Source organism: Paraburkholderia sp. HD33-4, assembly GCF_021390635.1.
GTDB lineage: Bacteria > Pseudomonadota > Gammaproteobacteria > Burkholderiales > Burkholderiaceae > Paraburkholderia.
Genome location: NZ_JAJEJS010000003.1, coordinates 295889 through 315883, shown reverse-complemented (window position 1 = coordinate 315883; position 19995 = coordinate 295889). Strand labels below are relative to the sequence as shown.

Annotated in this window: 16 protein-coding genes and 1 pseudogene; 14 read left to right on the top strand and 3 right to left on the bottom strand. The window is 59.7% G+C overall.

What is annotated here, in order from left to right; genetic code table 11:
* Positions 1–12: 12 nt before the first annotated feature.
* Both L0U84_RS35990 and L0U84_RS35985 read right to left on the bottom strand, forming a co-directional pair.
* Positions 13–683 (bottom strand): annotated as a pseudogene (locus tag L0U84_RS35990) (alanine racemase); the annotation flags it as partial.
* Positions 684–777: 94 nt separating this feature from the next.
* On the bottom strand, positions 778–2070 hold the full coding sequence (locus tag L0U84_RS35985; RefSeq protein WP_233857578.1) for a D-amino acid dehydrogenase: 1293 nt from the start codon (positions 2068–2070) through the stop codon (positions 778–780).
* A 357-nt stretch (positions 2071–2427) separates the two neighbouring features.
* On the opposite strand from L0U84_RS35985, the gene L0U84_RS35980 reads away from it, so the two are divergent.
* From L0U84_RS35980 to L0U84_RS35935, 10 genes are all read left to right on the top strand, one after another.
* Positions 2428–3255, top strand: a complete 828-nt coding sequence (locus L0U84_RS35980) for a transporter substrate-binding domain-containing protein (RefSeq protein WP_233857576.1) — start codon at positions 2428–2430, stop codon at positions 3253–3255.
* Between the two features lie 479 nt (positions 3256–3734).
* On the top strand, positions 3735–4565 hold the full coding sequence (locus L0U84_RS35975) for an amino acid ABC transporter ATP-binding protein (protein WP_442794127.1): 831 nt from the start codon (positions 3735–3737) through the stop codon (positions 4563–4565).
* 8 nt (positions 4566–4573) lie between these two features.
* Positions 4574–5245, top strand: a complete 672-nt coding sequence (locus L0U84_RS35970) for an amino acid ABC transporter permease (RefSeq protein WP_233857567.1) — start codon at positions 4574–4576, stop codon at positions 5243–5245.
* A 10-nt stretch (positions 5246–5255) separates the two neighbouring features.
* Positions 5256–5921, top strand: coding sequence for an amino acid ABC transporter permease (locus L0U84_RS35965; RefSeq protein WP_233857565.1), 666 nt, complete (start codon positions 5256–5258; stop codon positions 5919–5921).
* A 32-nt stretch (positions 5922–5953) separates the two neighbouring features.
* Positions 5954–6832: a dihydrodipicolinate synthase family protein gene (locus L0U84_RS35960; RefSeq protein WP_233857557.1), complete on the top strand. Its 879-nt coding sequence runs from the start codon at positions 5954–5956 to the stop codon at positions 6830–6832.
* A 59-nt stretch (positions 6833–6891) separates the two neighbouring features.
* Entirely contained in the window at positions 6892–7908 is a 1017-nt protein-coding gene (locus tag L0U84_RS35955; RefSeq protein ID WP_233857555.1) for a 4-hydroxyproline epimerase, read from the top strand.
* Positions 7905–9209, top strand: coding sequence for an NAD(P)/FAD-dependent oxidoreductase (locus L0U84_RS35950; RefSeq protein WP_233857553.1), 1305 nt, complete (start codon positions 7905–7907; stop codon positions 9207–9209). Before L0U84_RS35955 ends, L0U84_RS35950 begins: the two co-directional genes overlap by 4 nt.
* On the top strand, positions 9206–10687 hold the full coding sequence (locus L0U84_RS35945) for an aldehyde dehydrogenase family protein (protein ID WP_233857546.1): 1482 nt from the start codon (positions 9206–9208) through the stop codon (positions 10685–10687). The genes L0U84_RS35950 and L0U84_RS35945 overlap by 4 nt, the downstream gene beginning before the upstream one ends.
* Positions 10688–10699: 12 nt before the next feature.
* A complete protein-coding gene (locus tag L0U84_RS35940; protein ID WP_233857544.1) occupies positions 10700–11752 on the top strand; it encodes a proline racemase family protein in 1053 nt (350 codons plus the stop codon).
* A complete protein-coding gene (locus tag L0U84_RS35935) occupies positions 11749–12513 on the top strand; it encodes a GntR family transcriptional regulator (RefSeq protein ID WP_233857542.1) in 765 nt (254 codons plus the stop codon). Before L0U84_RS35940 ends, L0U84_RS35935 begins: the two co-directional genes overlap by 4 nt.
* Positions 12514–12565: 52 nt before the next feature.
* Here the strand turns inward: L0U84_RS35935 and L0U84_RS35930 are convergent, their stop codons facing one another.
* Complete coding sequence (locus tag L0U84_RS35930; RefSeq protein ID WP_233857540.1) at positions 12566–13978, bottom strand: aminotransferase-like domain-containing protein; 1413 nt, start codon at positions 13976–13978, stop codon at positions 12566–12568.
* A gap of 114 nt (positions 13979–14092) precedes the next feature.
* Between L0U84_RS35930 and L0U84_RS35925 the strand changes: the two genes are divergently transcribed.
* The 4 genes from L0U84_RS35925 (at position 14093) to L0U84_RS35910 (ending at position 19627) form a co-directional block, all read left to right on the top strand.
* Complete coding sequence (locus L0U84_RS35925; RefSeq protein WP_233857538.1) at positions 14093–15421, top strand: aspartate aminotransferase family protein; 1329 nt, start codon at positions 14093–14095, stop codon at positions 15419–15421.
* A 49-nt stretch (positions 15422–15470) separates the two neighbouring features.
* On the top strand, positions 15471–16994 hold the full coding sequence (locus tag L0U84_RS35920) for a CoA-acylating methylmalonate-semialdehyde dehydrogenase (protein WP_233857536.1): 1524 nt from the start codon (positions 15471–15473) through the stop codon (positions 16992–16994).
* 233 nt (positions 16995–17227) lie between these two features.
* Entirely contained in the window at positions 17228–17932 is a 705-nt protein-coding gene (locus L0U84_RS35915; RefSeq protein WP_233857534.1) for an SDR family oxidoreductase, read from the top strand.
* Positions 17933–18490: 558 nt separating this feature from the next.
* The gene (locus L0U84_RS35910; protein ID WP_233857532.1) at positions 18491–19627 is read left to right on the top strand and encodes a branched-chain amino acid ABC transporter substrate-binding protein; all 1137 of its coding nucleotides are present in this window, start codon (positions 18491–18493) and stop codon (positions 19625–19627) included.
* Positions 19628–19995: the final 368 nt, after the last annotated feature.

The following is a 19995-nucleotide window of genomic DNA, read 5'->3' as shown; positions in this document are numbered from 1 at the left end:
CAGCGCCGCGATGGAGTTAGTCACGTGGCGCCGCGCGCGCTGGGGAGCGGCATGGGACGAAGTCCAGCTACGGTGGGTGTTGGGATGCCTGCTAATCGCAGTGAGCCCGCCGAATTGCAGAGACTGCGGCCGCCCGGGGTATCCTTTGTTGCATGGTCGAACCGTTCTAATTGCCAGTCCACGTGCCCTTCGTCCGCATTGGCAAAATGGCTCATCAGAGAAATGCGGCCGATGCCCGACGATGCAGACGCGCGCTCCCATGCCTCGCGATACGCTTCCGGTACGAATCCGAGTCGGTTCATACCGGCATTCATTTTCAGATAAACGTCAATGGGTCTCTTCGGCTTTGCCGCGACAATAAGCTCGCGCTGCTCGTCGGAATGCACGGCCACTGTCAGGCGCAATCCGTCTGCTGTCCTTACGTCTTCAAAGGAAAAAACGCCCTCTAGCAGAAGAACGGGCTTCTTCCATCCGAGCCGGCGAACTCGGACCGCCTCATCGAGGTTAAGCAGTGCGATGCCGTCCGCCGATTCGAGACCTAGGTAGATCCGTTCAATACCGTGACCATAGGCATTGGCTTTCACCACCGCCCACACACGTCAGTTCGGCGCTCGCTGCCTGACGACGTTCAGATTATGTTGGACGGCATTCGGATAGACGCACGCGTGGATGCGGCGTGGCATTAACTTTCTCTTCAGGGCAAGGTCCGAACGAAACTTCCAAACGTCGCTGTCCGGATTATTGGGGTGGCGAGAGGTGCTTTCCGCGCCTCGACCCCTAGCTCAGGTCAAAATCGGCCGGGACTTGCGCATCTTTTTCATAACGAAAGACGTTGAGGTCGTCGTACCGGATGGCCGGCTGTTTTCCGGAGATCAGGTCGGCGAGAAGCTGAGCTGAACCGCACGACATGGTCCAGCCGAGCGTGCCGTGACCCGTGTTCAGGAAGAGGTTGGGCAACGACGTACGACCTACGATTGGCGTGCCATCGGGTGTCATTGGGCGAAGCCCCGTCCAGAAAGTCGCGTGCGAGGTATCGCCACCACCCGGGAAAAGGTCGTTCACACACATTTCCAAGGTCTCGCGGCGGGCTTCACGCAGGCGTTTATCGAAGCCGACGATTTCGGCCATCCCGCCGACGCGGATGCGCTTGTCAAACCTCGTGATGGCAATCTTGTAGGTCTCGTCGAGAACCGTTGAGACCGGCGCACGTGACTCGTCGGCAATGGGTGCAGTGATCGAGTATCCCTTGAGCGGATACACCGGGATTTTCAGGACACCCGAGAGAAAGCTCGTGGAATACGACCCGAATGCCACGACGAACAGATCGGCGTGAATGAGCTTCGCACCATGCCGGACGCCGGAGACACGCCCACTCTCGACAACGAGGCCATCGACTGGTGTGTCGTAGCGGAACGTGACGCCGGCCTTTTCAGCCAGAGCGGCAAGCCGGCTCGTGAACAGCTGGCAGTCACCGGTTTCGTCGCCGGGCAGGCGCAGGCCGCCCGTTAGCTTGTGCGAGGTCGCAGCGAGGGCGGGTTCAACCCGGGAGAGTTCTGCCGCTGTCAGCAGTTCGTAGCGGACCTGGGCTTCCTTGAGGACCGCAATATCCTTGGCCGCGCCGTCGAACTGCTGCTGAGTCCGAAAAACCTGGAGTGTGCCGCCGGTTCGTCCCTCGTACTGGATGCCGGTCTCGGCCCGCAGAGATTTCAGGCAGTCACGACTGTATTCCGCCAGTCTCACCATGCGGTTCTTGTTGATCGCGTAGCGTTCGGCCGTGCAGTTTTGCAGCATCTGCCACATCCACTGAAGCTGAAACTGCTTGTCTTCGTCGTCCGGCCTGATGGCGAGCGGCGCGTGCTTCTGGAACATCCACTTGACGGCTTTCAACGGTACTCCGGGCGCCGCCCAGGGCGCGGCATAGCCTGGGGAAATCTGGCCCGCGTTTGCGAAGCTCGTTTCCAGAGCGGGACCCTTCTCCCGGTCGATGACCGTGACCTCGTGACCCGCCCGCGCGAGATAGAACGCGCTCGTCACGCCCACAACGCCGCTGCCCAGCACAACGATTCGCATTTGACGGACTCCGAAGGGAAAAGGCCGAAGACAGTTGATAGAAACGTCAGACGTGGATAATCGCAGTCGCATTTCGCATCATATCCACACATATATGGTTTTTTTAATGTTTGATATGAAGTTTTTGGTCGAATCGCCTGCATCGGTTGCTGCCTGGCGAGGAGGCCTGTCCTTGAAAAGAACACTCTGTTATTCGCCCGATCTCGACCTTCAAAAACCGGTGTCCCAGGGCAATCGCCTAGTGACAAGCAAGATCTTGAGTTCCTACACTGCATACATCGATGCATACATGTAAGCACGCATAATTGTGTGGTGAATCTGGATTGTTCTTCGGACTAACCCTGTCCCAGTGAGGTCATGATGATTCGAGTGTTTCGCGCTTCCCGTCAGGCTGTCGTGTGTTTCGTCGCAGCGCTTTCCGTGCTTGCCACCGTACCTGCCAAGGCCGAAGACGCCTGGCAAAACGTGAAAAAAGCTGGCGTACTTCGTTGCGGTGCGGCTGTGGCGCCGCCTTACGTGATGCGGGACCCGAAGACGGGTGACTACAGTGGGTTCTTTTCGGATCTGTGCCGCAATTTCGGAGAGAAGGTGTTGAAGGTGAAGGTCGAGTTTGTCGACACGTCTTGGGACAACATCGTCGCGGGCCTCCAGTCGGACAAATGGGACCTCTCGCTCGCGCTGAACGACACGCCGGAGCGTGAAAAGGCCGTCTCTTTCTCGGTCGGCGCGATTCCGTACAACGTTTCGATGGTCTACAACAAAAACAACCCGAAAATCAAGGGTGCCAAAGCCCTCGCCGACATCGACAAACCCGGTGTAACCATTGCCGTCATGTCGGGCACGGCGCAGGACAAGGCGATCACCGCCGTCGTCAAACAGGCGCAGATCATGCGGCTCCCCGGTAACGACGAGACCCGCCTCGCGCTCATGTCCAAGCGTGCGGACCTGCTTGCGGATGCGAATATCACCAACATGTTGCTGACGCAGGCCCACCCCGAATGGGCGGTGACGATCGAGCCCAACCCGCCGCTTGCGCAACAGGAAGTTGCGTTTGGTGTCAGAAAGGAGACGTCAGCGTCTGACGTTGCCTTCCTGAACAACTACGTGAACGAGCAGAAGAAGTCCGGAGCGCTCGACAAGCTCATCAAGTCGTCGGTCCAGACCATGCTCGTGACGACCAAATAAACAACCGCCGACGCGCCGCACGCTTGCTGTGCGTTAAATCCGTGGAGGCCACGGCGCGCTCTCGAATCATGAGGGCGCGCGGTCGGAACTTCACGATCGGCTTTCGCTGGATAGCAGCCTTCACTGTCCCGTTTGGATTCCCGTGAACTGCCGCTTTGCACTCCAACCGCGAACTACCGTCATGTGCCGCCGCATGACGCAGCCTCGACGGCAGCCGCGTTGCCGTCTGCATTCCCTGAAAACGTTCCGCCGCCTGCCTCGTTAGTAATTTCCCTGGAAACGTAGCAAACGTCATTGACAGCCCAAATTTCCACCACCTAATATGTGTGCAACGTTGCACACAATGATGGACGCAAGAATGCGTGGCAGAAATCTAGATGGCCGTCATGGCGTCAGCCGAAGGGCGGACCTCGACCGAATCGAGCACGGCAGATTCCCAAATCGACGCGCTAATGCAGCGCAGCCCGTTGGAGACTTACATGTTGTCATCGCAAACTATGGTTGCTGATTCCCTTCCGCCGACAGTCTTCGATGTTTCGCCCACGACCCACGGCGAATTCGTCCAATTCAAGGGCGTCTACAAGTCCTACGGCGAAAACCTCGTGGTCATGGATCATATGGACCTCGAAATGCGCGCCGACGACCGCCTCGTCATCATCGGCCCAAGTGGAAGCGGAAAGAGCTCGTTGCTGCGCGTGATGATGGGCCTCGAAGGGATTCAGGGCGGGCAGATTGGCTTCCAGGGCAAGCCGTACATTTACGGCGCCGACTCGGGCCGTTCCAAACGGATCGATGCCAAGCTGCAAAAGCAGATTGGCATGGTGTTTCAGCACTACACGCTGTTCCCGCACCTGTCAGTTCTGGGCAACCTCATCCTTGCGCCTGTCAAGGTTGGCGGCCTCACGAAGGCGGCGGCCACCGAGCGTGCGCGGATGTATCTGGCCCGGCTCGGGCTGGAAAGCAAGCTCCACGCGTATCCCAGCCAGCTCTCGGGCGGCCAGAAGCAACGCGTCGCGATTGCGCGGGCATTGATGCTCGAACCGAAACTGATGTTGTTCGACGAAGTGACCTCTGCGCTGGACCCGGAGATGGTCGTCGAGGTGCAGAACGTGATGTTGCAGTTGGCCGAGCAGAAGATGGCCATGATCATCGTGACGCACGACATGCACTTTGCACGCGATATCGCGACCCGTGTGGTCTTCTGTGCGTCCGGAAAGATCGTCGAGCAGGGCGCGCCGGTCGAAATGTTCAAGTGTCCGAAGGAAGCACGCACGCGTGAGTTCCTTGAAAAAGTACTTCATCTCGACTGAGGTCAGACATGAACTATCACTTTGACTTCGCGTTTCTGCAGGGAAGCGTCGGTGCTCTGCTGGCAGGCTTGAAGGTCACCGTCGAACTGGCGCTCGCAGCGAACCTGATGGGTCTCGTCCTCGGATTCTTCCTTTGTCTGCTCGCGATGAGCCGCTGGGTGGTGGTGCGCTGGCCGGCGCAACTGTTTATCGAGTTTTTCCGCTGCACGCCGGCCCTTCTTCAGATTGTCTGGTTTTTCTACTGCATCCCGATGATGGTCGATGTGTTTATCGACCCGATTTTGATGGGCATCCTCGCGCTCGGCCTCAACCTGACGGCGTTCAATGCAGAGGCATACCGCGCCGGGGTGCAGGCGGTGCCGAAGGAGCATCTCGACGCGAGCGTGGCGCTCGGCCTGAAACCGTGGCAGCGGACGTTCTATGTGGTACTTCCGCAAGCGTTGCGTAGCGCCATGCCGGTGCTCATGACCAACGGCATTTCGAGTCTTCAGCAGAGCGCGCTGGTCGCGATCGTCGCCGTGGCGGACCTCATGTACGTCGGCAAGAGCCTTGCGACCGAAGCCTATCGTCCGCTCGAGACCTATACGGTGGTCGCGCTGATCTATTTCGCTCTGTCGCTGCCCATCGCCCGGCTGGTGCATGTGATCGAGCGTCGTCAGGACCTCGCGGTCCAGCGCTGAGGAGAAAGCCATGCAACTCGATTTTTCGGCCGTATTTCCTTATTGGCTGGTTCTGCTCAAGGGCCTGGGTCTCACCATCGCGATGACAAGCACCTGTGCGGTGATCGGCAGCCTCGGCGGGTTCGTTCTCAGCCTGCTGCGCATGTCTCCGTCAAAGCCGTTGAAGGCGATTACGACGCTGTATGTGGAGTTTTTCCGTGGCACGCCGTTGCTGATTCAGCTGTTCTGGGTGTTCTTCTGCTTTCCGGTGGTGTTCCGGATTCCGATCCCGCCGTACCTGTCGGTCGTGATTTCGCTGACGCTCTACATGATTGCCATCACGAGCGAGACGTTCAGAGGGGCATTGAAGTCGATTTCGGGGGAGCAACACGATGCATGCATCGCGTTGAGCCTTACGCCGCAGGCAAAGATACTCTACGTGATCTTCCCGCAAGCGCTGTTGCGAGCCATTCCGCCGCTTCTTTCAAACGTCGTCAGCCTGTTCAAGGAGAGCGCGTTGATTTCGTCGGTTGGCGTCGCGGATCTGATGTTCGTCGGGCAGAACATCTCGAATAGCACGGCCAAGCCGGTTGAGTTTCTGACCGCGGTCGCATTGATTTACTTCTTCGTCGCTTTCCCGCTGACGCGTCTGGTCGGCGTGGTTGAGACGCGCATGCTTAGGCGCTACGCCTACTAACTCACCTGTACTTGCCAAGTCGGAGATTACCCATGGAAATGAAAGGCATCCTGCCCGCACTCGTTACGCCGTTCGACTCGAAGGGCGCGGTCGACCACGACACGTTGGCGTCCATCATCGAGTTCCAATTGAAGGCCGGCGTCAAGGGCTTCGTGCCGCTCGGCTCGACGGGCGAATACTATGCGCTCAACAACGAAGAGCGTCGGGCGATTCTGAAGACCGTTCGTGAAGTGGTCGGCAATCGCGGCGTCCTGATTGCGGGTGCGAATGGTTCGTCCACGCGCGAGGTCATCGAGCAGGTGAAGCAGACCCGTGACGCGGGCTACACGAACCTGCTGATCGCGCCTCCTTACTATGCGCTGCCGTCGCAAGAAGAGCTGATCGGCCACTACGAGGCTATTCTCGCGGCGGTGCCGGATGTCGACCTGATCCTCTACAACTACCCGGTTCGCACCAACGTTGAGGTCGGTTTCGGGGTGCTCGACGCGTTCAAGGACAATCCGCGCGTCGTCGGCATCAAGGAAAGCAGCGGCAATCTGCTGCGTGCAATCGAAATCGGCTCCAAATACAAGGACCACTATCAGCTGTCATGCGGCTCGGACGACCAGGCACTCGACTTTTTCCTCTGGGGCGCGAGCAGCTGGATTTGCGGACCCGCGAATTGCTTCGCGAAGAAGACTGTGGACATCTACGACAAGTTTGCCGCGGGTGACATCTTCGGCGCGCAGGCGGTGATGCGCACGCTGTTCCCGGTGATGGCAAGCATGGAAGCAGGCAAGTTCGTGCAGAAGGTGAAGTACGGCTGCGAGCTCGCGGGCTTCAAGGTCGGTAACGCGCGCATGCCGCTCAAGCCGCTGACCGACGAAGAAAAGGCTGACTTCCGCAAGGTCTTCGAAGCGTCGCAGGCGTAGTCTCGAAGGGAGCGTCGCCCCGAGCATTGGGGCGGCGCAATTGCAAAGAGAAGAGGAACATGTCCAGACACACGTTTGCCTGTATCGAGGGTCATACCGAAGGCATGCCAGTACGGATGGTGGTCAACGGCGGCCCAGAGCTTCAAGGGGCGACGATGAACGAGCGCCGCCAATACTTCGTCGAGAACCATGACTGGGTTCGTCGCGCGTTGATGCTCGAGCCGCGCGGCCATTCCCACATGTCCGGAACCATCTTCTATCCGCCGTTGAGCGACAACGCGGACTTCAGCCTGCTTTTCATCGAGACCTCCGGCTGCCTGCCTATGTGCGGGCACGCGACGATCGGCTCGATTTCCTTTGCGCTCGAAGCGGGCCTCATCTCGCCGAAACAACCGGGCCTCGTCGTCGTCGACGTGCCGGCCGGTCAGGTGAGCGCGCGCTACGAAATGGATGGCGACCGCGTCGCTTCGGTTCGATTCACCAACGTCCCGAGCTTTCTGTTGCATCGTGACGTCGAAATCTCGCATCCGCAATTCGGCAAGCTGACCGTCGATATCGCCTACGGCGGCAACTTCTACCCGATCGTCGAGGTTCAGGAAAACTACCCGGGTTGCGAACACTTTTCCGCCGAGCAGTTGCTGGAGTGGGGGCGTGACATGCAGAGGCTCGTCAATCAGGTGCTCGACGTCGTGCATCCGGAGAACCCGCAGATTCGGGGCGTCAAACATTGCATGTGGACCGGGCGACCGATCGACCCTGAATCGGACGGACGCGCCGTCGTCATTGCTGGAGACAGCCTGATAGATCGTTCGCCGTGCGGCACGGGAAGCTCCGCGCGCGTCGCACAACGTTTCGCCCGCGGGCTGCTCGACCAGGGCCAGCCGTTCAAGCACGAGAGCTTGATCGGCAGTCGCTTCATCGGCCGCGCCGAACAGAGGACCAAGCTCAGGAGTGGGCTGGACGCGGTGTTGCCGAGCATCGAGGGACGTGCGTGGATCACCGGGCGGGGCGAGCATTATGTCGACGACTCGCAACCTTACGCATACGGCTTCAGCCTGCAGGAGTTCGCAAAGTGAATGCAGTTCCGAGTCAGCATCTTTCGGGATCACCAGCGGCTGTACCGCGACAGACGGCGGTCGTCATTGGTGGCGGCATCGTTGGGGTATGTTGCGCGCTCTACCTGCAGCGTGAGGGTTGTGCCGTCACTCTCGTGGACCCGGAAGTGCCCGGCAACAGCACCGCGAAATGGAGCTGCGGCCAGATGGCGGTGAGCGAGGTCATCCCGCTATCGAAACCGGGGATTCTGAAGAAGGTCCCTGGCTGGTTGATGGATCAAAAAGGACCACTCGCTCTGCGTCCGCAAGCATTGCCCGGAATTTTGCCGTGGTTCGCCCGCTTCGTTGCATCGGCACGCCATTCGAAGATCGTGGACATCGCGCAGGCACTGGCCACGCTGACTCGCGATGTCTACGACGACTACGCGCCGCTTCTCGAAGACTGCCCGGACAAGGCGCTGCTGGGACAGCGTCCGGTGCTTGAACTCTTCGATCACGCCAGCGCCATCGAGCGAGATAGAGCACATCTGGAATTGCGCGAGTCACTGGGTTTTCCTTATCAACGCCTTTCCGCACGGGACATTGCCGATCTCGAGCCAACGCTTTCCGGCCGCTTCGCACACGGCCTGCTGTTCCCCGACTGGCGTTTCGTCAGCGATACGGAAGGCTTCATAGCGGCGCTGACCGATAGCTTCATTGCCAATGGCGGTGTTCGGGTGCAGTCGGGCGCCGCGCGAATCAACGAATCGGGCGGCCAGGCCACCGGCGTGGCACTGCGCAATGGGCAACAGATTCAGGCGCAGCATGTCGTGGTTGCCGCGGGCGTCGGCTCGCGGCAATTCTTCGACCAGTTGGGCGTGAAGGTGCCGCTCGAAGGGATTGCCGGTTATCAGGCACTGATTCCGAACCCGAACGTGGATATCCGGCACTCGATCATCTATGCGGATGGCGGCTTCTGCTTTACGCCGATGACCCGTGGCTTGCAGATTGGCGGCACGATCGAATTCGCCGGTCGTGACGCGGCGCCGAATTTCAAGCGCGCGGAAATCATCCTTGAAAAAGCCCGGCGGATTTTGCCGGAGCTGCGGACCGACCAGGTCGAGTTCGGCGTCGGATATCGGCCGTTCCTGCCCGATACGAAGCCTGTGATCGACCGCTCGCGCCGGCTCGGCAATGTTCTGATGGCCTTTGGTCACGGCCAGTTGGGACTGACGCTCGGAGCGACCACGGGCAGATTGATCGGGGACATGGTCGCCGGTCGTGCAAGCAGACAAAACCTCACGCCATTCAGCGCGTATCGCTTTGCTGAGAGAACCACATGAAATCGTACGAACGTCTTTTCATCGACGGCCGATGGGTCGCACCGATCAACAACGGCAGCTTCGAGACCGTCGATCCGAGCAGTGAGGAGGTCATCGCCAGAGTCGCCGCCGCGACGGCAGAAGATGTCGACCTCGCTGTCAAAGCTGCGCGCAAGGCGTTCGATGAAGGTCCGTGGCCGCGCATGGGCGGCGCGGACCGCGCAGCCGTGCTGCGTCGCATCGGCAAGGGCATTCGCGAGCGCCTGCCTGAACTGGCGGAAATCGAAGTCCGCGACAACGGCAAGCCGCTTCCCGAAGCGCTGTGGGACCTCGGCGACGCCGCGGGCTGCTTCGAGTTTTATGCCGGTCTTGCCGAGAAGCTCGACGAGAACGCGGAGACAACGGTGGTGCTTTCCGATGACCGCTTCAGCTCGGTGGCCAGGAAGGAACCGGTTGGCGTTGCAGGGGCCATCATTCCATGGAATTTTCCGCTGTTGATGGCGGCATGGAAGGTGGCGCCGGCCTTGGCGGCCGGCTGCACCATGGTGCTGAAGCCTTCGGAGCTCACGCCGCTCACCGCGCTCGAACTCGGTCATATCGCTGCCGCAGCCGACTTGCCGCCTGGCGTGCTGAATATCGTGACTGGTCTTGGCAAAGATGCGGGCGCTCCGCTGAGCGAGCACCCCGGCATCGACAAGCTTGCTTTCACCGGCAGCGTACCAACCGGCAGCCGCATCATGCAGGCTGCGGCGCGCGACATCAAGAACGTGAGTCTGGAACTGGGCGGCAAGTCGCCGTTCATCGTGTTCGACGACAGTGACGTCGACGCGGCAGTCGAATGGATCATGTTCGGCATCTTCTGGAACCAGGGCGAGGTATGCTCCGCGACCTCGCGCGTGCTGGTTCAGCGCGGCATCTATGAGCGCCTTCTCGCGCGCCTGAAGGAAGAGACGCAGAAAATCACCATCGGCAGCGGGCTGAGTGAAGGCGTACTGCTCGGACCGCTCGTGAGCCGCGGTCAGTATGACAAAGTGCTCGAGGCGGTGGCTCGAGGCAAAGACGAAGGGGCGCGACTGGTCATCGGCGGTGGTCGCCCCGCGCATCTCGACAAGGGTTACTTCATGGAGCCTGTCGTGTTCGCGGATGTGCCGGAGGACAGCTGGGTCTGGAATGAAGAGATTTTCGGACCCGTCGTGTGCATCCGTCCGTTCGACGATGAAGCGCAGGCTGTACGTTCCGCCAACGACTCCCGTTTTGGTCTCGCTGCTGCCGTGATGTCGAAGGACGGTCAGCGCTGCGAGCGAGTGGCGCGAGCCCTGCGCGCCGGTATCGTCTGGATCAACTGTTCACAACCAACGTTCACCGAGGCGCCTTGGGGTGGCTACAAGCAAAGCGGCATTGGCCGCGAACTCGGCGAATGGGGTTTGAACAATTATCTGGAAACCAAGCAGATCACGCGGTACGACAGTGACAAGCCGTGGGGCTGGTACATCAAATAAGGTAGATCGATCATGCGATGGAAGAAGACGCTCCAACTGGTAGACGTGCATTGCGAAGGCGAGATAGGCAAGGTCATCACGGGCGGTGTGGTCGGCATCCCGGGTGCGACGATGCTCGACAAGATGAATTACATCAACGAAGTCGATGACAGTCTTCGCAGGTTAGTCGTGCTCGAGCCGCGAGGTTGTCTTCAGATGTCGGTCAATCTGCTGCTGCCGCCGACGCGGCCGGAGGCGCACGCTGGTTTCATCGTGCTGCAGGCGGATAAGGCGCATCCGATGTCGGGCAGCAACGCCATCTGTGTCGTCACGGCGCTGCTCGAACTCGGCATGGTGGAAATGCAGGAGCCTGAGAGCACGGTCGTGCTGGACACCCCGGCAGGACTCGTGACTGCCCGGGCCACCTGCAAGGATGGACGCTGTACGGCGGTTTCGCTCGACATGGTGCCGTCGTTTGTCGAACACCTGGACTTGAGCATCGAAACGGAGCGGCTCGGGAGCATCAAGGTCGACGTCGCGTTCGGTGGCGTCTACTACGCGCTCGTCGACGTGGAGCAGGTCGGCCTCGCTATCGCTCCGGAAAACGCTCGCGAACTCGCGGAACTCGGCGTGGCGTTGAGGCGTGTCATCAATGACCAGATTCAGATTCGGCATCCGCTGTATCCCGAGATCAATGAGGTTGCGTACGTGATGTTCCGGAATCGGGTCAATGATGAGCGGTATCAGACCTGCACGACGTTGCCGCCGGGCCGGGTCGACCGGTCGCCCTGTGGTACGGGAAGTTCAGCCAACCTGGCGACGCTCGCTGCGCGCGGGCTGGCCGACGTGGGCAGCCGCTTGACGTCACGCTCGATCATCGGCGGGGAGTTTGTCGTAGAAATGCTCGGAAAGTCTGAGGTTGGGGGGAGGGCGGCAGTCCTCCCGCGCGTCCAGGGGCGAGCGTGGGTGTTTGGAATCCAGCAGCTTGGAGTCGACCCGGATGACCCGCTGGCCGCCGGATTCATGCTGAGCGACACGTGGGGTTCGGGTTTCCCGCAGGCATCCGGGAAAGAGCGCGCGCGATGATAAACTTGAATGCGCGCCCGTCCTTTCGGGCCCATCACGATAGCGGTGAGACGATGAGCAAAACTACGACGGAGACCGAAACCAATGGCCGTCGCCACGGTGGACGGTACATTTACGAAGAACTGCGCAAGCAGATCTTGACGCTACAGCTCAAGCCCGGCGCCCCGCTGGACGAAGTTTCGCTGGCGGCGCAATTTGGCCTGTCGCGCTCGCCCGTGCGCGATGCGCTGGCGAGGTTGATTACCGAAGGGCTCGTGACGATTCTGCCGAATCGAACCACGCTGGTCACGCCGTTCGAGATCGAAGAGTTCCCGAAGTACGTGTCGGCGCTCGACCTCATTCAACGGGCCGTCACCCGGCTTGCCGCGTTGTATCGGACCGATGCCGACCTCAAGCGCATTCAGAAGGCGGACGACGTCTACATGGAGGCAGTCGACAGCGGTGACTTCAATGCGATGTCGGAGACGAACAAGGCCTTGCATATGGCGATTGCGCAGGCAGCCAACAATCCGTATTTCGTCGGCTACTATGAGCGACTGCTGGGAGAAGGGCAACGCTTGCTGCACCTGCATTTCGATTACACGACGACGTCACCGAGCGCGACCAAGCTGGGGCGTGACCATGCGGAGATTATCGATGCGATAGCGCGCAAGGATGCAGATGCCGCTGAGAAGTTGGCGCACGAACACACCATGTTGTTTCAGAAGCGCTTCCTGGACTACATGCGCCAGAACATGACGGAATCGATGGCGCTTCTCTGATTTCAGGCAGGCAGCTTTGGTCTCTCCGAGGCTGCCTTTTTCACATCAGGGTTCAGGCCGCGCTGCGAGCCAGTCCTTTCAGGAATGTCCATAGCTCGGGAACGTCGGACGTTGCGGCGTTGAACCTGAACCACGCTGACGCTGGTTCACCGGGTCGGAAGTATGAACCGGGGGCGAGCCAGATGCCCTTGCTCAGCGCGTCGTTCGCAACTGCAATGCTCTCTTCCGGGCGGATCGGTAACTTTGCCCATAGGAACAGGCCAGCATTCGGCGTATGGAAAACTTCGAGCCCCGCATCGGCCATCGACTGGATCACGTTGACGTGTGCAACGAAGAGCCTCTCGCGAACGTGTGCGGTGTGCCGGTCGTAGTGCCCTTCGATCAGAACGTTCGCGACTGCACGCTCGGTCACCTCGGAAGACGTCAAACCGACGGCCATCTTCGTTAGTGCAAACTTCGAAATCAGATCGCGGTTAGCAGCGATGTAGCCGACGCGCATGGCGGGTGTAATGGTTTTGGAAAAACCCGACAGGTAGATGACCCGCTGGAGTCCCTCCGTCGCAGCGAGGCAGGGTGCCCCGGGCGGCGCGAGTTCTCGCGAAATGTCGTCTTCGACAATCCAGATTCCTTCACGATCTGCAATCTGCAGCACGCGGAACGCCGACGCTGCGCTCAGCGAGGTACCCGAAGGGTTCTGCAGCACCGTGTTGATGAACATGACCTTTGGTCGATGTTCCTTCACCACTTCTTCCAACTGCGCACTGTCGATACCGTCCGGCGTCCGCGGAACGCTGACGACGTTGATAAACGCGACTTTCAGAATCTGCAACAGATTGCAGTAGCAGGGATCCTCGACAACGACGGTGTCACCGGGGCGCAGCAGCGTTCGAACGACGAGGTCCAGTGCCTGTGTGACGCCTTGCGTCAGAAGAATGTCGGCGGTACCTACGGAAAGTGAATACCTGCGCAGCGAGTGCGCGATGTGCTCCCGCAATGTTGCCAGTCCGTATGGATGACCATAGCCACCGACACGCGGTCCCGGTACCCGGCTAACCACACGCAACGCGTGCTGGATGCCACTTTCATTCACCCAGTCGTTTGGAATCCAGCCGCAGCCTGCCTTGATTGGCACGGACTGGTCAGCGAACACGTCGGAAAGAAGCCATGCCGCGTTCAGACTGGGGGCACTCCACCCAGGCGCGGCCGGAGCCTTTGCGTGAGGTGTTGCGATTCGATATCCAGCGCCGGCGCGTGCGACCACGAGGCCAAGCGATACCAGTCGCTGATAAGCCTCCGAGACCGTATAGGTACTGAGATTGTGTGATTTCGCGAAGACTCGCACCGACGGGAGCGCTGTGCCGGCAGCATACGTGCCCGTCCTCAGCTCCTGTTCGATGGTCGAAACAATCTGGTCGACCAGCGTACCCTCACTCTTTCTGGAACGGGTCAGATTCAGCTTGAACATATCAGTACAGTCGCGGCTAGAAAATCAATACGGTCTGCTTGCTGCCTTTTTGCTGTCCAGTGATTGTAGCGTGCGGACTCGCTAAAGTTGGCTCCATCTTCACGGAGCGATTTCATGAGCACACCGCAAAACAGCACCGATCTTTCGAATTTCTGGATGCCCTTCACGGCGAACCGGCAGTTCAAGGCAGCCCCGCGACTGTTCAAGTCTGCCAAGGGCATGTACTACACGACAGTCGATGACCGAACCGTGCTGGACGCGACGGCGGGGCTGTGGTGCGTGAACGCCGGCCACGGTCGCGCGGAGATTACGCAAGCCGTGTCCGAACAACTTGCCACGATGGATTACGCGCCGACCTTCCAGATGGGTCACCCGCTCGCCTTCGAGGCAGCGACGAAGGTCGCGCAGTTCATGCCGGCGGGGCTCGACCGTATCTTCTTCACGAACTCGGGTTCGGAGTCGGTCGATACGGCGTTGAAGATTGCGCTGGCCTATCACCGCGCGCGTGGGGAAGGTCAACGTACTCGATTCATCGGTCGCGAGCGTGGCTATCACGGCGTTGGGTTCGGCGGAATTTCGGTCGGTGGGATTCTCGCCAACCGCAAGACGTTCTCTGGCAATCTGATGCCTCATGTGGACCACCTGCCGCATACGCTCAATATCGCCGAAGCGGCGTTCACGCGAGGCCAACCGACGTGGGGTGCACATCTAGCCGACGATCTGGAGCGACTCGTAGCATTGCACGACGCATCGACCATCGCGGCCGTCATCGTCGAACCCCTCGCCGGTTCGACGGGTGTGATCGTTCCGCCGAAGGGCTACCTGGAACGACTGCGTGAGCTGTGCACGAAGCACGGCATCCTGCTGATCTTCGACGAAGTCATCACCGGCTTCGGCCGTCTCGGCGCACCGACCGCAAGCGAGTATTTCGGCGTTGTCCCTGACATCCTCACGATGGCCAAGGCAATCAACAACGCAGCCATTCCGATGGGTGCTGTCGCCGCAAGTCGAGCTGTGCATGACACGGTCGTCAATGCCGGGGCGGAAAACGCGATCGAATTCTTCCATGGCTATACCTACACCGCGCATCCCGCGGCGGCAGCCGCAGCCATCGCGACGCTCGACATCTACAAGCGCGACCGTCTTTTCGAGCGCGCGAAAGAGCTGTCCGGCGTGTTCGAAGATGCGGTGCACGAACTGCACGGCTCTCCGCACGTGAAGGACATCCGTAACCTCGGACTGGTCGCGGGTGTCGCACTGGAATCGCGCCAAGGCGCGCCAGGTGCTCGCGGTTATGAGGTTTTCCTCAAATGCTTCGAGGCAGGCGTGCTGGTGCGTTACACGGGAGACATCCTCGCCTTCTCGCCACCTTTGATCGTCGACGAGCAGAAGATCGACCAGATTTTCTCGACGGTGCGGGACGCTCTGCGTCACGTTGCCTGAATTCAACTGACAGGCCGCAGCGGCCTGCGCCGTATCCGGAGTCTCCGAAATGAACGTAGCAAACGAAAAGGCGAATCTCTCTGTCAAGCAGGTGAGCCACTTCATCGATGGTCAGGTTGTCGTGCCGTCGAGCGGCCGCTTCAAAGATGTCTTCAATCCCGCGACGGGCCAGGTGAGCGGCGCAGTCGCACTCGCTTCGGTAGAAGAAGTCGACCGCGCGGTACAAGCCGCCAACGCAGCTTTCCCGAGCTGGAGCGAAATGGCGCCGCTGAAGCGGGCCCGCATCCTGTTCAAGTTCAAGGAACTGCTGAACCAGCATCACGACGAGTTGGCGATGCTAATCACACGCGAACACGGCAAAGTCTTCACCGACGCACAGGGTGAAGTGGTCCGTGGCATTGAAGTGGTCGAATTTGCATGCGGCATTCCGAATCTCCTCAAGACCGACTTCACTGACCAGATCGGCGGCGGCATTGACAACTGGAATTTGCGTCAGCCTCTGGGCGTGGTGGCCGGCATCACACCGTTCAACTTTCCCGTGATGGTGCCGATGTGGATGTTCCCGGTCGCGCTGGCTTGCGGTAATACCTTCATCCTGAAGCCTTCGGAGCGTGACCCTTCGGCATCGCTGCGCCTCGCGGAACTGCTGAAGGAAGCCGGCTTGCCCAATGGCGTTTTCAACGTGATCAACGGCGACAAGGTGGCAGTAGATGCGCTGATCGAACATCCGGACGTCGCGGCAATTTCCTTCGTTGGCTCGACACCGATCGCCGAATACATCCACGCGGAAGCGTCGAAGCGCGGCAAGCGCGTGCAGGCGCTCGGTGGGGCAAAGAATCATCTCGTCGTGATGCCGGACGCAGACCTCGACCAGGCGGTCGATGCCCTGATCGGTGCTGCCTACGGTTCGGCAGGTGAGCGATGCATGGCCATCTCGGTCGCAGTCGCGGTCGGTAACACCGGGGACCAACTGATCGAAAAGCTGATTCCGCGTGTGAAGTCGCTCGTCATCAAGAACGGCGAGAATCTGGACGCCGAGATGGGGCCGCTCGTGACGGCCGAGCACAAGGCGAAGGTCGCGGGATACATCGACGCGGGAGAGGCGGAAGGCGCGCAGCTCATCGTCGACGGGCGCGCACATCCTGTCAATTCGCAAGACGGCTTCTTCATTGGTGGCACGTTGTTCGACGATGTTCGGACAGACATGAAAATCTACAAGGAAGAGATTTTCGGGCCGGTCCTGGCAGTGGTCCGTGTGCCGGACTTCGCTGGTGCGGTAAAGCTGATCAACGCACATGAATTCGGCAACGGCGTGTCCCTTTACACCTCAGACGGCGGCGTGGCGCGTGCCTTCACGCGTCAGATTCAGGTCGGCATGGTCGGGGTCAATGTTCCTATCCCGGTGCCGATGGCCTGGCATTCGTTCGGCGGCTGGAAGCGCTCGCTGTTCGGCGACCATCATGCCTACGGTGAAGAAGGTGTGCGCTTTTACACGCGTTACAAGAGCGTGATGCAGCGTTGGCCGGATAGCATCTCCAAGGGGGCGGAATTCACGATGCCAGTCGCGAAGTGACAGTAACAGCTGTTTGGGCTGGCGGTCTCGAGCGCCGGCTGGTTCAGGCGTCGACAAGCGGCCAGGGCAGGTACTCAAAGTGGTGGTTTAATCGCGGCTTGCGCTACCCTGTACCAGCAGCAGGATGGAAAACGGCGCTGGTCAAGGATTGCCTGGCGCTCCACGTAAGAATGTGTTGAGCGGTGATGTCAAAGCCCGCCGGCCGGTCATATCAACGTCTGGAGGATAGTGAAATGGCAGATGAAAAAGTTGCGTTAGTCATAGGTGGCGGCTCCGGGATGGGAGCGGCTGCCGCGCGACGTCTGAGCGCGGATGGGTACAATATCGGCGTGCTTTCGTCGTCGGGAAAAGGTGAAGCCTTGGCGACGGAACTGGGTGGAGTCGGCGTGACTGGTTCGAACCAGTCCAATGAAGATATTAGCAAGCTCATCGAACTCGCGGTTTCCAGATGGGGGCGCATTGACGTGCTCGTCAACAGCGCGGGGCACGGCCCGCGAGCTCCCGTCCTCGAACTTTCCGATGAGCAATGGCACCAAGGGATGGATGTTTATTTTCTGAACGTGGTCCGCCCGACTCGCCTCGTCGTTCCTCACATGAAGAAGCAGGGTGCTGGCGCGATCATCAATATCTCGACCGCGTGGGCGTTTGAGCCTAGTGCAATGTTCCCGACCTCGGCGGTCTTTCGTGCAGGCCTCGCCGCGTTCACCAAGCTTTTCGCGGACTCGCACGCGAAGGACAACATTCGCATGAATAACGTACTGCCGGGCTGGATTGATAGTCTCCCCGCCACGGAAGAGCGACGCGAAAGCGTGCCGATGCAGCGGTATGGAACGAGCGAGGAGATTGCAGCCACGGTTGCCTTCCTCGCTTCTGAAGGAGCCGGATATATCACGGGTCAAAACATCCGCGTCGACGGGGGATTGATGCGTTCCGTCTGAGGGGACTGGAGCCTCTCCGCGCAGCCGCTTAATATCGGTAGCATCATGGGTAGGAGGCGGTCTGTAACGGTGGAAGTCGCACCTGGCGGCGATTTCAGGGCGGCGGTTGGCGTCTGCTGCCTTCCGCCCGGCAAGCCTTCCGGGGCATTCCGGCTTCCCGGACAAGCCGAGCTGCGGCCGGCCACACAGCCCGGCGCGATCCGCGCCGGCATAGCGATCTGGGAGCCTTTCGCCCGCAACTGCGCACAGGTATGTCCACCGTTTCTGTGCATAACACGGCAGAAAGCTCTCTGGTTATGGATAACTTCACCGGGCGACGCTGTGTACGGCGAAGGCGCTCATAACCAAAAGTACCGGTTATTTACAACAAAATATCGGTGGCGGGAGTATTGGCATTTCGATATCGTTTTTGAACTGCAGCCTCGCCTTCCCGGGGCATTGACGTGACGATATAACGGGCGGGTCGCGGCCTTGGGAACGAGTCTGAAGAAATATGTGTTTCGATGCCGAAGATACCGGCTCAAAATTGCGGCACTCCTCTGATCAAGGTGCTCTGTCATGAAAATTCTCCTTTCCCTCATCGCGGCGTCCGCACTCGGGATTACCCCACTGATCGCTGGCGCACAGCAAACCGTCAAGATCGGCATTTCGGCGCCGCTCACCGGTCTAGGCGCGGCCAATGGCAAGGATCTGGAAAACGGCGTGCGTCTGGCGATCGAAGAGGCGAACTCGCAGCACATCAACATCGGAGGGCAGTCGGTTCAGTTCGAGCTCGCATCCGTCGATGATCAAGGCGATCCGCGTATCGGTGTTCAAGTCGCGCAGAAGCTCGTCGACGATGGCGTCGTGGCCGTGGTCGGCTACTACAACTCAGGCGTGGCGCTTCCGTCCTCGCCGATCTTTGCGCGTGCGGGCATTCCGCTGATCGATCCGGCAGCGACGAATCCGGCGATCACGCGACAAGGCTTGAACAACGTGTTCCGCATCATCGCGACCGACACGCAGAATTCTGGCAACGCCGGCACCTATGCCGTGAAGGTCACGAAAGCGAAGCGGATCGCGGTGATGGACGACCGGACGGCCTTCGGACAAGGAGCGGTCGAAGAGTTCAAGAAGGCTGCGCAAGCCGCCGGTGGCCAGGTCGTATCCGAGGAATACACCAACGACAAAGCCGTTGAATTCAATGCGCAACTGACGAACATCAAGGCGGCCAACGCCGATCTTCTATACTTCGGCGGCCTCGATGGCCAGGCCGGCCTGATCGTCAAGCGTATGAAGCAACTCGGCATGCACGTGCAGTTCGTCGGAAGCGGTGGGATTGCCGATAGCGTCTTCATCGGTTCGGCGGGAAGTGCGGCCGAAGGCGCGATGGCCTGGGAATATGGCCGGCCGGTCGATTCATTGCCCGAAGGCCGCGCGTTTGCGGAAAAATTCAAGAAACGTTTCGGCGCGGATACGCTGACCTATGCGCCGTTCGCCTATGACTGCGCGTGGCTCGCCATCACCGCCATGAAGCAGGCAAATTCCGTGAAACCCGCGGTGTTTATGCAAACGCTTCGCACAATCCAATACAACGGCATCACAGGACATATTTCATTCGATAAATACGGTGATCTGAATAACCCGACGTCGACGCTTTATCAGGTCAAGTCCATGAAATGGCAACCGGTGACGACCATAGGTGCGGGGAAGTGAAGAAGATCGCCGCTTTCGGGCTGAACTGATGGGTTCGACCGTCCGGCACTCAGAAGCGCATTCCGTCCTGCGGATTGACTGAACAATTTCTGGTGGGTTCTGCGCGGGCACACCGAACGGTGCGTGTGGCGGAATTGATGCGAGAAAAGTGGACGCGATGTTGGGACTTTTCGAGGCAACCATCTAAGGGGTATTCGCGGTTACCGTGCAGAATCTGGCGGTAGCGGTGCCTGGAGCCTCTCGACGACCGTCAGAGCCGACGGCAGCGTCATAAATAAAGGCTCTGCGGAGAAGCCGCCAGATTTGGCAACAGACAGGCGATTACCCCGAGTTGGTCGTCAGTATCTTGCGTCGATAGCATTCGAGGA